The 14978-nt window shown below is 68.2% G+C and carries 14 protein-coding genes; 4 read left to right on the top strand and 10 right to left on the bottom strand.

Annotated features, from left to right (window positions below):
* Positions 1-446 precede the first annotated feature (446 nt).
* Both ABZS54_RS17495 and ABZS54_RS17490 read left to right on the top strand, forming a co-directional pair.
* Positions 447-971, top strand: coding sequence for a hypothetical protein (locus tag ABZS54_RS17495; RefSeq protein ID WP_355536048.1), 525 nt, complete (start codon positions 447-449; stop codon positions 969-971).
* A 713-nt stretch (positions 972-1684) separates the two neighbouring features.
* Positions 1685-2131: a winged helix-turn-helix domain-containing protein gene (locus tag ABZS54_RS17490; RefSeq protein WP_355536045.1), complete on the top strand. Its 447-nt coding sequence runs from the start codon at positions 1685-1687 to the stop codon at positions 2129-2131.
* A 554-nt stretch (positions 2132-2685) separates the two neighbouring features.
* Here ABZS54_RS17490 and ABZS54_RS17485 read toward each other — a convergent pair.
* From ABZS54_RS17485 to ABZS54_RS17450, 8 genes are all read right to left on the bottom strand, one after another.
* On the bottom strand, positions 2686-3414 hold the full coding sequence (locus tag ABZS54_RS17485; protein WP_355536042.1) for a TnsA-like heteromeric transposase endonuclease subunit: 729 nt from the start codon (positions 3412-3414) through the stop codon (positions 2686-2688).
* 227 nt (positions 3415-3641) lie between these two features.
* Positions 3642-4481 (bottom strand): transposase family protein, encoded by an 840-nt coding sequence (locus ABZS54_RS17480; RefSeq protein ID WP_355536039.1) that lies wholly within the window; start codon positions 4479-4481, stop codon positions 3642-3644.
* Between the two features lie 64 nt (positions 4482-4545).
* A complete protein-coding gene (locus ABZS54_RS17475; RefSeq protein WP_355536036.1) occupies positions 4546-5001 on the bottom strand; it encodes a hypothetical protein in 456 nt (151 codons plus the stop codon).
* An 87-nt stretch (positions 5002-5088) separates the two neighbouring features.
* A complete protein-coding gene (locus ABZS54_RS17470) occupies positions 5089-5604 on the bottom strand; it encodes a putative immunity protein (protein ID WP_355536033.1) in 516 nt (171 codons plus the stop codon).
* Positions 5605-6005: 401 nt separating this feature from the next.
* Positions 6006-6404: a TnsA-like heteromeric transposase endonuclease subunit gene (locus tag ABZS54_RS17465; protein ID WP_355536030.1), complete on the bottom strand. Its 399-nt coding sequence runs from the start codon at positions 6402-6404 to the stop codon at positions 6006-6008.
* Positions 6405-7176: 772 nt separating this feature from the next.
* Positions 7177-7857, bottom strand: coding sequence for a class I SAM-dependent methyltransferase (locus tag ABZS54_RS17460; protein WP_355536141.1), 681 nt, complete (start codon positions 7855-7857; stop codon positions 7177-7179).
* Positions 7858-8016: 159 nt separating this feature from the next.
* Positions 8017-8940: a transposase family protein gene (locus ABZS54_RS17455; protein ID WP_355536027.1), complete on the bottom strand. Its 924-nt coding sequence runs from the start codon at positions 8938-8940 to the stop codon at positions 8017-8019.
* A gap of 88 nt (positions 8941-9028) precedes the next feature.
* A complete protein-coding gene (locus ABZS54_RS17450) occupies positions 9029-9601 on the bottom strand; it encodes a TetR/AcrR family transcriptional regulator (RefSeq protein ID WP_355536024.1) in 573 nt (190 codons plus the stop codon).
* A gap of 101 nt (positions 9602-9702) precedes the next feature.
* Between ABZS54_RS17450 and ABZS54_RS17445 the strand changes: the two genes are divergently transcribed.
* Entirely contained in the window at positions 9703-10014 is a 312-nt protein-coding gene (locus ABZS54_RS17445) for a hypothetical protein (protein WP_355536021.1), read from the top strand.
* A gap of 84 nt (positions 10015-10098) precedes the next feature.
* The gene (locus ABZS54_RS17440; protein ID WP_355536018.1) at positions 10099-10821 is read left to right on the top strand and encodes a VOC family protein; all 723 of its coding nucleotides are present in this window, start codon (positions 10099-10101) and stop codon (positions 10819-10821) included.
* Positions 10822-11453: 632 nt separating this feature from the next.
* On the opposite strand, the gene ABZS54_RS17435 is transcribed toward ABZS54_RS17440, so the two are convergent.
* Both ABZS54_RS17435 and ABZS54_RS17430 read right to left on the bottom strand, forming a co-directional pair.
* Positions 11454-12917, bottom strand: coding sequence for a GDSL-type esterase/lipase family protein (locus tag ABZS54_RS17435; protein ID WP_355536015.1), 1464 nt, complete (start codon positions 12915-12917; stop codon positions 11454-11456).
* Between the two features lie 628 nt (positions 12918-13545).
* Positions 13546-14978 (bottom strand): FAD-dependent monooxygenase (locus ABZS54_RS17430; RefSeq protein WP_355536012.1); only part of this gene is annotated, 1433 nt, incomplete at its 5' end.

Raw genomic sequence — 14978 nt, 5'->3', positions numbered from 1 at the left:
GCACCGAAGACCCGACCCGCGACCGGCACCCTTCGATGAATGGCCAGGGTCGATGGGCACCGTCACGGGCACAAACCGCGCACCATCACAGCGGTTGAGCGCGAGGAACAGGGAGGGAACTGCTCAAAAGCAGAATGTCCGCCCGTCTCTGTCGGTCCGCAAACCGGTCCGATCCCGCTGGTCGGCGGCGAGGAGGCACGGGCGTGCGCGTGCACGGAGCGGGGCCCGAGCCGTCGCTGCCGAAGGGATACGGCGACGCGTATACACCGTTCACACCGCGGAGTGACGGCGTTCGGCCGGGCGGGTGACGGAACGCCTCTCGGGCTGCGGCGCGACGAGCCGGCGTTCGAGTATCGATCCCGCCGCCAACCGAGCGGCGGGTGAGTCCGTAACGGCTTCGCGCCGCGCAATCGGCTCACCCACGACTGTCCGAGGAGTTCCCAGCCGTGCGTTCTCGTTTCGTCGCTGTGACAGCCGCTGCCCTGGCTGCGGTTGCTGTTCTTGCCCAGCCCGCCCAAGCCGCCCCGCTGATGGACGGTGTCTATCGATTCCCGGCACTCAGCGACGGAAAGTGCCTGACCTGGCCCAAAACCGGCGGGAGCGTCGGGACGGTATCTCTCGGCGCCTGCACGGAGACCGCATCGACCTCGGCAAACTGGCAGGTGCGGCAACGCTCCAACGGGACGATGGAGGTCTCCGCCCAAGGCTCCGGCCGGCACGCGTGCCTGCGAGTGACGGACTTCTACCACGTGGTCGTCAGCGACAACTGCGGTGACATTTACGCGGACTGGACCGTCTCCGTCGGCTCCGACAGTCCGGGAAGCCCTGTGTACGTCGACATCGAGCACACACCCGGCGACCACTCCGCGTCCTGGGGCAGTCTGGTGGACAACCCCGGTGTCACAGGCCGTCTCGTCGTGCAGAGGGTCCCCGTCACCTCCCATTACTGGACAGTGGAGCAGGTCGGCTAGTGTCCTGAGTCCTTTCCGCGGAAGCTTCTTGGCGGACGCGATGGGCAACCGAGGCCGTGGCGGTGCACCTTCCCCGGCCCGTTGATGTCCGGGAGCCGGCAGCCGGAGCCCCTCGGCGTGCAGTGCGTCGACGGCGGTGTTCTCGAAGTCGCCTCGCCGGCCGCAGGTGATCGCCGTGCCGTGAGCGTAGGCGGCCTGGCGTCCGCGGCTGCGAAGAACGACGATTCTCGGCTGGTGCGGGGCCGCCTCAGGTTCCGCACCAGCCGTCCGCACACGGTCGTTGTGGCGTCGGGGACGGAGCAGAACCCGCCGCACGGGACTACGGCCTTGGACACCGCGTTCGGGCGACCGCTCCGGCCCCGCCGTGCGCACGGCTATTGTCCGGACTTCCTGCGTCCGCTTCCAGCGGCGCACATCGGTCATCTGGACGAGGAGTTGCACGTGATCACCGCCACCGGAACCGATCGGATCCGGCATGAGATCGCCATCATCACCGGCGGGGGAAGTTACCGGGCAAGCTCGCCCGTGCGACGGAGCAGGGCGAGGCGGACCTGACGCAGGCCGCCGCGGATCAGCTCGCCCGGCTGTTCCACGCCGTCGTCGGGCCGATTGGCCGCGCATCCGCGACTCTCTGGAGGCCGACATCGCCTCCCGGGCACGTACGGCGGCGGGCGCGGGGCTCGTGGCCGCGATCGACAATCTCGACGGGGTGTGTGGTCTGGAACGGCGGTGGGATCGACATCGGGTTGCGGTATCCGCATCCGCGTGGGGCGCGTCTCGCCGAGCCGCGCCTGATCTTCCAACCCTCACCGTGGTTCCACCGCACGCGGTTCGCCATCGATCCGCCGGGATCTCCCGATCGGCGCAGCCCGGTCATTCACTATCCGGCCAGGCCCGATCGGCGCACCGGGCGCGGCCAGCGGGGTCGCAAGCCGGCCGCGACGGGACTCGGTGAGGTGATGGGGGAGACGCGTGCGCTGATCCTTGCCAAGTTGACCGGCGGTGCCACCACCGCCGAAGTCGCCTCCCGGCTAGGCGTGGCGCGCTCGACCGCGTCGCATCACCTGCAACTGCTGTATCGCGCCGGGTTGGTCGATCGACAACGCGACGGCACGCACGTGGTGTACCGGCGGGAGAGGTTGACGGCGATCGACGAGTGATGGCCGACGATACGACACGTTCGTCAACCCGACCGGTGCCTGGGATCGGCGCCGGCGGCTTCCGGAACCGGCCGTCCACCAGTCCCCACAGCCCCTCGGCTTCGTAACGCTGACGCATCCGCAGGAACGTCCGTTGGCTGAGCTGCTGTCCGCCGGCCACCAACTCGGCAACCTTCGCGGCCTCCCGCTCCAGCAGGGTCCGCCAGGCCGGGTCGAACTCGGGACGAGGAGCGGTTCCCTCCTCCGCGTCCGGGGGCAGGCCGGTGATCACTTCCACGACGTGCCGTTCCCAGAACCGGGCCTGCTCGACCACCGGCGGAGGCAGCGCGTCCACCAGGGCGAACGGCGGCAACGTCGCCTCCGGGACCGCATCGGGTGCCTGCCCCAGGACTTCGAAGTCGGTGGCGGCCATCACGTGAGAGGCCGCCATCACGCTGACGTCCCCCTCCTCGCCGACCAGCCGCAGAGCCGTTCCCTCCAGTCCGACGATCTGCCGAGTGCGGCCCTCGAACCGGATCCGGTCCCCGACCCGCAGCACCCCTCGGGGAGCCAACTCACCCATGGTTCACCGCCGCGAGTCCGACCCGGGTGCCATCGCTCAGCGGAATCCTCAGATCGGTGTGCAGGTCACCCCACCACAACAGGTGAAAGAGCGTGGGCAGCACCGCCAACGGGTCACCCGCCGCCTCGGCCCCGTCCATCAGCAACTGCGGCTCGTGGAAAGCCTCTTCAAGCCGGGCCGCGACCGTGCCGACCCGGTTGCGCGGGTGCCGATAGCCCGACAGCCAGCGGACATTGGCCATCTCCACCGGATCCGGCTCGTGTACCAGCGAAAACGACCAGCACCCCATCGCCCTGCACATCGCCTCGGTCGCCGCGAACTTCACCGCGTCATCCGGCCCCACTCGGTCCGCCGGCCGGACATCGATCACCAACCCCGAGCCGTCGTCCAACCGTGCGAAGTAGTCCGGCGTATGCGAGATCCGGCGCGTCGGCCCCGGCCACGACACCCGGAACGGCTGCGACGCCAGCCCCACCACCCGCCGATCATGGTCGAGCAACATCGCCCGGTCCCGCTCCAGCCAGGACTCGAATCCCACCAACGACTCGGTCGTCGCAGCCCAGTACCACCCCGGAAAGTGCCGCTGCCCTCGGTAGGAAGCAAAACGCCGGACCGGAAGCACCGACTCGAACGCAACCCGAACCGCCGCCCCGAGAACCGACGTCCGCAGCCCACCACCGCCCCCATCAGCCCACTCGACCTCGATCAGATCCGGGTCCATCGTCACCTCCAGTACTCACGTACACACCGGAGGCGACCGTGACAGGTGCAGTGAGAACGAGACCAGCGAAGTGAGATCAAACCCCACGAAAGAGGCAAACGCTGCCGTACAGAGCGCACCGCAATGAGCGGTGTGCATCGTGAAGTTGCAGGTCGCGGGTCTGGTGTGCGTCGATGTCGGCGTGCTCACGCTGGTCATGGGCGGATGACTTTCGCGAAGATCGTCGGTCAGCGGGCGATTTCGCGGTTCGTCAGGACCAGCAGGGCCCGTACCAGCGCGGTCGCCCACTTCGGGTCGGTGCGGACCTTGCTGAGCACGCGCCAGTTCTTCAGGTGGGCGAAGCCGTGCTCGACTGGCGCCCGGACCGCGGCCAGCACCTTGTTGGACAGCTTCTGCCCTCGGGTCAAGGGCCGGTTGCGGGCGGCCTTGTAGCCGGTGATCACCGCTGGGTCGGCGTCCGGGCCGCTGTCGTCGAGGCCGACGAAGCCCAGGTCGGCGATCGCGCCGAGGCCGGCCGCGCGCAGATGGGCGGTGAGTCGGTCGTGGCGGCAGGCGGTGATCTCCGAGGTGCGTCCGGGCCGGACCGCGGAGACCCACACCAAGCGGCCCTTGTCGTCGGTGAGCGCGATCACGAGCAGGCCGTGGCATTTGTGCTTGCCGGAGTAATTCTTCCGGTTCTCGGCCCCGGTGCGCCGACGGGTGCGTATCAGGGAGCCGTCCAGCAGCACCACCCCGCCACCCGATCGGGCGATCTTCTTGAGCGCGCGGTCCAGGCGCGGGGCGCGGGCGGCCAGCAGGCCCACGACCTCCCTCACCCACCGGGTGACGGTGGTGCGGTGCACGCCGTTCCCGCCGGCCAGGTCGCCGGGCCGCTGGTCAAAGCGCAGCACCGCCAGCACGATTCCGGCGATCTTCCCGGCGGACAGGGCCCGCCACCTGGAGCCGATCTTCTTCAGGTGGCCGCGTATCAGGTCGGCGAGCCAGTTCAGGGTGGCACTCGACAGCGGCAGGCGAGCGGTGTAGACAAGACCATCGGGGCCCTCGGCGTGAGGGTTGTTTTTCTTCACACCAAAATCAACTGCCGCCGGGGACCCTGAGGTTACGCCGTGGCGGCGCACACCTCCGGCTCGGCTACAGGCGGGCGGTGAACTTCCCGTCGCCACGTTTGTGCAGCCAGCCGCGGTCCGCAAGCTTGACCAGCTTCGCCCGCAGTGGCTCCAACTTCCCACGCACCTCCACTTCCAGGCCCAGCTCCTCGCCCACCGCCCGCACCTGTACCGGGCCGCCGGCGGCCCGCACGATTGACAAGATCCGCTGGTAGTCACCGGGCAGCGCGGTCTCGTCCGGGCACTCGCCGCGGTGCGGGACCAGCAGCGCCGCACGCCCCGCCACCTGCACCTTCACCGGGGCCTCCAGCACGGCGGCCTGCGCCTCGACCCGATCCTGCTCAGCCAGCCGCTGCAGGACCCGCTCGGCGATCACCAACTCCTCCCGCTCCGCCTGGACCTCCTGAAGCTGCTTGCCCAGCTCCTCGGCGAGCGCATCCAACTCGCTCCGGCGAGCCGTGATCCGCTCCAGCTCCGACATCCCCATACCCTCCCCGCGACCCGGCGGCGTATCCGCACAGCGACGGATCGTAGACGGACCCCCACGGCAGACGCAGCAGAATCCGACTCAACAGTCGAACACCGACCAGCAGATGTCGTTGCGCAACCTCTGGTCATCAAGTACGAGCTCACGGATCGCCTCCGGGAGCTGATCGCGCTGCCACTGGCACTCGAGTCGTCCTGCGGTCTCGTTCTCGCCTTCCAGCGCCGCTGCACGTACGGCCTTGATCGCGTAGGCAGCCGCGCCGAGCTCGTGCGCGGCGACATGGGCGACAACCCCGGCCTGGCCTGCGGCGTACGCGGCATGCCGTGCTGCCCCGCGCAGGTCTCTGGCTGCCCCCATCGCATGGCCGCCCGCCGCGCGAGCCTGCATCATCTTGACCTCGCCACGTACCCAGGCCCGGGCATGCTCGATCGCCTGGCGCGGTCGCGGGTCCCCAGGCTGGGCCGACTCGAAGTGGCCAAGGACATGCTCTGCGCACGAGGCAGCCCATAGAGCGAGGAGACGGTGATCCGCATCAGTGAGAGTTCCACCACGGCGGATCGTCACGAAGCGAGGGTCCCGGACCTTCGGGAGGATCATGACTTGCACTCCGTCCTGCGCGCATCGGCGCCACTCGCTGCGGTGTGCCCTGGTGGCCGGTCAGCCGCCTGGCGCGGGGAATGATTCCAGAGTGCTGGCCAGCCCCCGAGCAAGTACAGCAGAACCCGAGAAGCACTCCAGCTGACCGGTCGGACGATCTTCGCCATGGACACCGGCCGCCGACCAGCACGAGTCCCCCTACGGCCCCCCTCACACCACACCGGTGACCTGCAACTTCACGATGCACACTGCCCTTTGAGGGACAAGCGCACGAGTCGCCCCCGGCCGTCCTTCAGGACGACCTCATTGCCCGAGGTGGTCGCTGCCATCTCGGACCACCTCGACGGTCTCTCCGTCGTAGCGGAAGCGCGTACCCACCCCGACGCGGGCTGCGGCCCTGCTCATGCCACTGTCCTCAGGATCTGCGTGGCCCTGAGCGGCTGATCGAGGTCTGTGACGAGGCGGTGAGTCCAGAGCAAGTGGTATACCGCTGACCGGACTTGCGGTACCGGACGGCCGGGAAGACACCGTACGACCTGACCCAGCGGCGTGCCGTCAATTTCGGCGTTGCGGAGTTCTTCCACGAGTTCGGGGTCAAACAGCCAGTCCCTGCGGTAGCCCGCAAGGAACCGAATGTTCTCCAGCCTTGCTGGCGACGGTTCACTCCAGACCTCGTACTGCCATCCCCGGGATTCCACTGCCCGACGGGTCCATTCAAAGGTGAAGGCGACCTCGGGCTTGGACAACCGGCTAAGCGGCTTGACATCCACCACGACCGGCCCCCCGTCAGTGATCAGCAAGTAATCCGGGATGTGCTTACGGACCTTCCTGTCCAGCTCCGCTTTCAGCAGAAGGGCTGGGCCAGGATGCGATGTACGGCCGGATCGAAATCGGCGAAGAGCAGCCGGGCAAGTTCCAGACGCGACTCGTAGATCACGTGGTCACGCGTCGTCCCCGACCAGTAGGCGCCTGAGTAGTGCTTCTGACCTGCGCGCCAACGAAATGTCCGCCAAGGTACGGCCGTTGACAGCTCGCCCAGTTGCGTCGAGGCCCATGTACGGTCCTCGGCCACGGAGCCGTTGCTGCGGCGCAGACTCACCGTGATGTGTTCAGGTATAGGTTCGGCCGTCATAGCGCCCCCAAGTCCCGGGTTGCACCATCCGGAAATACGATCCCACCGGCTAAGCAAGAGACAGGGCGGCAGATTGAGGCATCACTCGAACGAGTGACGTCTCAACCTGCTGTTCTGCGACCTTTCGAGATAGATGACACCGAGCCGGCGTGTTGACCTGGAGCCTGCGGTCGATCTGGTCGTTCTACTTGGCACCGGAAGGTCGTTCTTTGTTGGCGCCTTCGCCTGTTTTTCGGTCCGGTTGACACCAGCTTCGAAGTTCGAAGCAGTGCGACTCTTTACAAAGGGAGATACCCAATTGGTGGTTTCACCTGGAATTCAGCCGACAGACCTGAGCAGCGACGACGACCAGCACGAACAACGATCGCCCTGGCCGTCATGGCAGCCGCCGACCTGACGGTCAACATCAATCTCATCGTCGTACACCGACAGGGAATGCCTCAGCCTGCAAGAACCGCGCGCACCCACGTCTGGTCCGCCGTTAGGTACTTGTCCACCGTCAGACCCGCCCCCGCCAGTGCCCCCTCGAACTGTTCCTTTGTCAGCGGCCGAGAAAGGAAAGTCTGTGTCCATGTGGCGTCCGGAAACTCGTACTCCGCATACACCGAGTGCACCCCATCACCGACCGGCTCCGACGACACGATCCGCGCAGTGAAGCCACTGGGGTCGACACGCTCGCGCGGCAGGTCCGTATGCCACCCCTCGCCCTCCCGCTGCAGCAGTACGCAGCCTCCTGGAGCGACATGCCGCACACAGGCGCGCAACAGCGCCTGTCGGACATCGACATCTCCAGCGTGGACAAGAAACGACGCCAGCATCACCACATCGAACGTCTCACCCAGGTCGAGGTCGTCGATCGGACTGCACACCGTGCGCGCCCCGCGGACGCGCTCCAGCATCTCCCGGGACTCGTCCAACGCAGTCACCGTGAAGCCCCGCTCCAAGAGCGGATGGGTCACCCGCCCCACACCACAGCCCAGTTCCAGGATGTGCGCGCCCGCCGGCACCGCCGCGACGATGATGTCAGGCTCGGCCCCGACCGGCAGCCGCGAATACAGCTCGACCGCGCAGCCGTCGGGGGTAATCGCACCAGGTCCCGTCCCCTGATGTCCCGCTCGCATGTTCAGGTCCATGCACGTCCAACGGACTCCGCCCTCCGACCGTTCCTACACCCCACCGAACCCCCACATCAGCCGCCAGGGGGCACCCCCAGGTCCCTTACGGCCTTGTGTACGAATGAGGTCGGGGCGTGTTGGCCTGGCGGGTTGTCTGATGGGTGCTCACCTCTCGGCGGCGCGGTCGGAGACCAGGGCGGCGACTGCGGCGTAGGTCCCGTCGAAGTACTCGCGGCGTCCGAGGTAGCGCTGGAGGGTTCGCCACTGCTTGTGTTCAGCGTTGGCATGCTCGACGCAGATGCGCTCCGAGGACTGCTGATGGCGGGCTGCGTCCCAGGCGGCGATGTCTTCGGGCGCGGCGCCCTTCTTCGGTTTGAGCGGCGGGGCTTGGACCTGGTCGGGGAATTGCTTGGCCAGTCCCCGGTAGCCCGCGTCGACCTTGGCCCTGACCTGGGGGTACTGCTCGAACAGCTCGCAGATTCCCTCGGTCTTCACGGCTGTCTGGTCGTGCATTCGGCCGGGCCGGAAGGCCCCGGCCCACAGGGTGCGGCCCTGCCCGTCAGTGACGACGGTGGCCTTCTTGGTGTTCTGCCGCATCTTGCCCGAGACGTAGACGCGACGGCCTGGCTTGTTCGCCCGGGGTCGTCGAACCCGGACCTCCGTCCCGTCCAGCCGCAGCTCGACGTCCTCAACCGCCGCATAGGCGAAGACGTCCGCGAGAGTGCGAAGCCGCCGGTCACCCTGCCCGGGAACAGCAAAGCCACGAGCGGCCAGAAGGGGACGGACCTCGTGGACAGCCCGGGTGATCGTGGAGCGGTCCACTCCGTAGAGCAGGGCCAGAGCCCCGTGCGGGAGCTGGAATCGCAGGAGGACCAGCGTGGCGATGACCCGGTCGGTGAACACCAGCTGGTGATTCGGTCCCGCGCCGACCGCACGCAACCGGCTGCGGCCTCGACGCTCGTGCAGTCGGCCCTCCTCGGCGGCCATCCACGCCTCGGCCAACTCTGCGATCAGCGAACCGAGTCGACGGCGCTGGAGGCCGGTGAAGACACGATGGGACAAGGCCGTGCGGCCAAGGTGTTGCGTCACAGCAACACCCAGCCCGCACAGCCATGTGCATGCCATGGCAGAAGCCTGATCGTGTCAGCGCGCCACGTTGTGGTGTTCCGGCACCGGCTCAACCCGAGCTCGGGAGGCCGGAGAGCAGGGCCGCGGCAGCTCTGTCGAAAGGGGCGATGCTGCCCGCAGCGCGACACAGGATGTGGGCGCCTTCGAGTGTGACGATCATGAGGGTGGCCAGATCGGCGGCCCGGGATGAGCTCATTCCGGCGTGGGTGAGTTTTCCGGTGAGTTCGCCGGCCCAGCCGGCGAACCCTTCGGCCGCGACAGTGCGCAGGCTGCCCTGGTCGGCAATGGCCGCACCGCCGTCGACGGTGACCGCCGCGACTGCGCAACCGCCGCCCCCGGCGGACGCCCGCACGACAGGGCGGACGTTGCCAAGGAACGCCTCCACGACTTCGCGTGGCGTGCGGGCCGGCAGTTCCTGCAGGTGGCTGCGAACGTCCTCCGCGTTGCGGCGAGCGGCTTCGAGCGCGAGTTGCTGTTTGCCGCCCGGGAAATGGTGATAGATCGCTCCGCGCGCGGCCCCACTCTCGGCCAGGACGTCGGTGAAGGACATCGCGGCCAGGCCGTGGCGCTGCAGCAGTCCGATCGCTGCGCTGATCATGCGGGACTTCGTGTCCGCGGCCATCGCGACCCCCTTGACTAGTACGGACATCCTAGTCCATGCTCACCCCACTAGGACGCACGTACTAGTGGGGTGGGCTGGAAAGCCCCCAAAACCGGAGGTTCGTGATGGGCAAGACCTTTCTCTACACCGAGATCCAAGCGGCAGTGCCGTTCGATCAGTTCGACTGGCACCAGGTCAACGTGGCTCTGAAGACCGCGCCGGGCCTGATCCGCAAGACGTGGCTGTCCGGGATCGGCACCCACACCATCGGTGGTTTCTACGAGTTCGACAGCGCCGAGAACGCCCTGGCCTTCGCCCAGGGCCCCTTCGCCGAAGAAGCCCGCCGGGCCGGAGCCCCGGCAACGACACGACTGTTCGACGGCGACATCGTCAAGGACGCCAGTATCGACCTGAACTCGCCCTACTACACCTGACACCGCAGGGCGCCGCGGAGTCAGCTCTGGACACCGCCTCGCTCCACTGCCGGAGCGAGGCGGTCCCAACGGAGAGGCATCTCGATGAACATCACGCGACACCCCGAGAACACCGTGAGCTGGATCGACCTCGGCACTCCCGACACGGAGACGACGACGGCCTTCTACACCGCGCTGTTCGGCTGGACCGTCGCCCAACCGGACCCCAACGGCTACCGGCTCTGCACGCTGCGCGGACATCTCGTCGCCGCCCTGGGGCCGGCCGAGGACGCAGGCGCACCCTACTGGACGATCAACGTCACCGTGTCGGACATCCAAGCCACCGCCACCCGCTTCACGAACCTGGGCGCCCAGATCATCGTGGCACCCACCGAAGTCGGGCCACTCGGCCACTACGCCGTCGCTCTCGACCCCGTCGGCGCACCACTGTCACTCTGGCAGCCCGGCACCCAAACCGGCGTGCAGCTGAACCACGAACCGGGCACCTTCGCCGGCATCAGCCTTCTCACCGACCACTCCGCGCATGCCGCCGCCTTCTACCGACCAGCACTGCACTGGAACTCCAACCCTGAGCACACCGAGTTCCGGTTGCCGGACAACTCCATCGCCGCCACCGGCAAGCCGCCAGGGAAACCAACAGTGCAGCGATCACTCTGGCTGGTCAGCTTCGCCAGCAACAGACCCGATGCCGACGCCAAGCAGGCCCGACAGCTCGGTGCGACCGAAGTTCGCCAGGACTCCAACGGAGACGTGGCCATGCGCGATCCCACCGGTGCTCTGTTCGGCCTTACCCAGCACGTTCGATAGTCCCGCTCCGCCCGGGACGCGTTGCCCCAGGCAATCGCGCACCATGTTGTTACGGCATGAGCGACGTGGCACTGCCCCTGCCATCGGCGGCAACCATCGCGATCAGGTGTCACCTATCAAGAAAAGTCGCATGTTCTCAGATCCATGTCAGATCTGACACTCATCTGACATCGTGACTGAGAATCTGACACGCGTTTTGAGAACCTACACAGTTTGTAGGGTCTCGCGGCTCGCGTCGGAGGCCGCCTTCGTGACCTGCTGCTTCTCGCGCAGTCTCACGAGGTGTCGGGCGCTGGAGTCTCAACTTCGTGTCGTTTGCTCGACGAACCGTCCCTGAACGACGAAGTTCGTCGATGGAGACGCTCTGACCTGGAACGACTGAGTCCACTGTCAAGGCGAGAGACGGCTCCGCCGGCAGACGCCAGGGGCGGATGGCGACGTTGCCGTTGCCGTTGCCTCAGACGGTGGTGTTCATCATCATGCGCCCATCCAGCGACACTACGGTGAATTCCGGCACGAAGCGCGTCGCGTGAACAGCGATGCCATCCCGCTTCGTGCCGGACCACCTCGCGCCACCACGTCCCAGCCGTCGAGGAGACGGACCCTGACCCACGCCCAGTCGTCCTCCCGGGTCAGAAAGGAGGGTCGTCCGCGCATCCACCGGCCCAGCGCAGCGGCGGACGCATACGCCGGCCCGGGGCGGCACGATCCGGTGCAAGCGCAGCAGTGACGGGTTCGCGCCGGGTGAGATCACCGATGCAGTGCCGACTGTGCGTGCTGTCGGATGACGCCTTCGATTCCACAGTGCTCCGCCTCGGCTGTCGTCTCAGCCGATCGTTTGACGACGGCCGGGGCCGGGTGCGTCCGAGACCCCGAAAGGGCGGTGCCCAGTCGAAGAGGGAGAGATCGACGGCTTCCGCGAGGGCTTGGTAGCCGGCGTCGTTGCCGTAGAGGTTGTCACCCATGTGCAGGTCGCTGCGGATACGGGTGGAATCGGAGGGGTCGCTCCACACGGCATCGAAGTCGAGGACGCCGTCGAAGGCACCGCTCGTGCGGATCCAGGAGTTGACCTGCTCGCGCGCCTTGTCACCCTCGGGCGAGTACATTTCGGAGGCGCCGTAGGGAGCGATGGTCGCGGCGTGCACCTTTGCGCCGTGCGCGCGGGCTCGGGTCGCGACCTGGATGTGGGCGGCGATTATGTCGTCCACGCCAACCGGGTCGCCGGGGAACATCGCGAGGAACTCGGAGTTCTCCTCGGTGTCGGGCGCGAAGGAGAAGACGAGGTCGTTGCCGACGGCGATCACGACGTGGCCGAGGCCCGGGGTGGCGAGGATGTCGCGGTCGAAGCGGGCGATGGCGGCGGTGCCGATCCCGTCGGTGAGCAGTCGGTTTCCGCTGATGCTCTGGCTGACCACGCAGCACGCCGGGCCGCCGCGGGTGTCCAGCCGCTCGGCGAGCAGGTCGGTCCAGCGCCGATCCGCGCCGGGGCTGGAGCCGAAGCCGTCGACGCGGGAGTCACCGAGGACGGCGATGGCGCGGGTGGGGTTGTCGGGCTGTACTTCCACGGCGGTGATCAGGGCTTGCGCCGGCAGGGGGATTGCGCCTGTGGGCAGCGACGTGAAGGTGGTCGCGTCGCCGGGGATGATCCAGCCGAGCGCGTGGAAGGTGCCGTGGCAGGTGACGGCGGCGACGCGGCCGGGCAGGTGGATGCTGATCGTCAGCCGCGACAGCGCGGCAACGTCCAGGTCGATGGGGTCGCTGAGGACCGGCGCGCCGGGCGGGACGATGGCGGTCGGCCGGCCGCTGAACGTGACCGCACGAGCGCTGCCGTGCCGGATCTCGCGGTCGGAGTCCGCGAGGCCGATACGGGCGGCGCCGATGGTCACGGGGGCGTTTCCGTACTCGTTGCTGAGACGGATCCGGATGCGGCCTCCGCCACCGCTGACGCGCACGATTTGGCGCAGCGTCGCGTTCTCGAAGGGTTCGATGCCGGAGACGGAGTCGTCCGGCGCCTGCGGCGCGGCTCCCCAGGTGCGCACCCATCCGGGAGGGTTCGAACCTACCGGAGCCGAGGGGGAGTTGTGGGTGGTGTGCATAATCGGGCTCCTTGGGCTTTCGGTTTCGGGATTGGTGTCCGGGACGGTGATACGCACCGGGTTCGAAGTCACCCGGGGGTCCGGAGGTGATGGGGTGTGCAGACCGGTCGTTCGCGGTCCGCCGCTTGCGGATCGACGCTCCGGCGCAGACGAGGTCGATCGGGAACGGACAAGGCGCCACGTTCGACCGGGCCGATGGGGCTCGCCCGAGGTGACGATCATGGCGAGGTGGAGGGTCGTCAACGGCAGACCGCGCCTGCGGTGATCAGCGCGCGCCCCATCCGCGGGGAGACACGATCCGCTGTCACTGGCGGCCGAGCACGATGGCCGGCGCGACGCCGCGGATGAAGCCGGCGGAGGCGCCCATCCCGTGGGTATCGGCCGGTTCCGTCGTCGCGTACCTCGCCTGATTCGGGAACACGGCGACCGGAGCAACCGCCGTCGGCCGGCATCGCCGCGGGGACCGGCGTGGCCCGGCGGCGCCGTCCCGACGAATCGCGCGATGTCGCGGCCGAGGCCGGAATGGTGAGACCAGGGATGGGGAATCCGGCGAGGTTCAGCATTTTGGCGTTCGGCCTTGAAGGCCGTCGGCAAACCGCCTCGTCGGGCCGGGTACCGTCGAGCGTTCCTAGCTCTGCGGAGTGCCGAACCACCGGGCGGTGGCCTGCGCGAACGCCTCACGTTGGGGGGTGTGCTCACTCGCCCACGCCACGACGCCGTCGGGGCGGACGAGCAGGGCGGTGAAACCGAGATCGTTGCGGACCGGTCCCGCGGCGTACCGGATCCGGCCCTTCCATTCCCCGGCCGCGTCCTGGAGCACGCGATGGGTGCCGAAGTCGAGTGCGACGCCCTGACCCTGGTGCAGCAGATTGCCCAGGCGAGTGCCGTCCTCGAAGCAAAAGTCGGGCGCGGTGCGGCCGACGAGCGGGTGCTCGTCGGCCAGGTCGTACCGGTTGAACAGACCCGACGTCCTGCGGTAGACGTGCGTGGCGCCGTCGGGGGTGCTCATCAGGTCGTGGATCAGCCGGCGCAGCGCCGGGGCGTTGGGGCCCGGATTCATCGTCGCCACCTGGGCGCGGGACCAGTCGAGCACGGCGGCGCCGACGGGATGGCGCTCACTGGTGTAGGTGTCGAGCAGGCCGTCCGGCGCCGTGCCGTGCGCGGCGGCGGCGAGTTTCCAGCCGAGGTTGAGGGCATCGCCGATGCCGAGATTGAGTCCCTGTCCACCGAGCGGTGAGTGGATGTGGGCGGCGTCGCCGGCGAGCAGCACGCGGCCCCGGCGGTAGGTGGTCACCTGCATCGCGCGGTCGGTGAAGCTGGAAGCGAGGTGAACCTCGGTCAGCGTCGCGTCGGTGCCGGTGATGCGGCGCAGCACCGTCTGGAGGTGCTCGCGGGTGAGCGGCTGGGAGCGGTCGAAGGTACCCCCGTCGAAGTCCATCATCCCCAGGTGTCCTTCGAGCGGCGTACGCAGATACATGCCGTTCGCCGTCGGGTTGAACCCGAGGGGCAGCCGGCCGGGGTCGGCGAAGGTGACCTGGGCGGCGTAGCCGGTGAACAGGGGCTCGGTGCCGACGAAGTCGAAGCCTGCGAGCGTGCGGACCGTGCTGTGCCCGCCGTCGCATCCCACCAGCCAGCGCCCCTGGTACCGCTGTCCGGCGGCGGTGACGGTCACGGTCTGGTCGTCCTGCGTCACGGCCGTGACGTCGGCGCCCCGGACGATCTCGACGCCGAGCGTGGCGGCCCGCTCCGACAGCACCTCCTCGATCGCCGCCAGGCTGGTCATGAAGCCCTCCATCGCCGGACCGGGCAGCCGGTACCGGAGGGCGGCGGACTCGATGTCGGCCGCGTCGAGTGTCGTTCCGGCGAAGTGGCTCAGGTCTCGGGGCGCGGGCGCCTCGCTCGCTTCGGGGGCCGCGCCGAGCTTCTCCACGCTGGTGCCGGAAGCCTTCGCCGTCGCCTCCAGCAGTGGGCTTGATCCGGTTTGACGGACACCCTGTCTGAGGGCTTTGCCCCTCTTGGGAGGATGTCCATCATGGAGCGTATGGGGAAGAAGAAGCCTCG

This window comes from Embleya sp. NPDC005575 (genome assembly GCF_040605455.1).
GTDB lineage: Bacteria > Actinomycetota > Actinomycetes > Streptomycetales > Streptomycetaceae > Embleya.
The sequence above is the reverse complement of the archived record's forward strand: the minus strand, read 5'-3'. Positions and strand labels throughout refer to the sequence as shown.

Bases quoted from the DNA above. Each gene is read 5' to 3' on its own strand.
- ABZS54_RS17485 (WP_355536042.1), bottom strand. From the start codon at position 3,414: ATGGACCCGGATCTGATCGAGGTCGAGTGGGCTGATGGGGGCGGTGGT.
- ABZS54_RS17475 (WP_355536036.1), bottom strand. From the start codon at position 5,001: ATGTCGGAGCTGGAGCGGATCACGGCTCGCCGGAGCGAGTTGGATGCG.
- ABZS54_RS17470 (WP_355536033.1), bottom strand. From the start codon at position 5,604: ATGATCCTCCCGAAGGTCCGGGACCCTCGCTTCGTGACGATCCGCCGT.
- ABZS54_RS17460 (WP_355536141.1), bottom strand. From the start codon at position 7,857: ATGCGAGCGGGACATCAGGGGACGGGACCTGGTGCGATTACCCCCGAC.
- ABZS54_RS17450 (WP_355536024.1), bottom strand. From the start codon at position 9,601: ATGGCCGCGGACACGAAGTCCCGCATGATCAGCGCAGCGATCGGACTG.
- ABZS54_RS17440 (WP_355536018.1), top strand. From the start codon at position 10,099: ATGAACATCACGCGACACCCCGAGAACACCGTGAGCTGGATCGACCTC.
- ABZS54_RS17435 (WP_355536015.1), bottom strand. From the start codon at position 12,917: ATGCACACCACCCACAACTCCCCCTCGGCTCCGGTAGGTTCGAACCCT.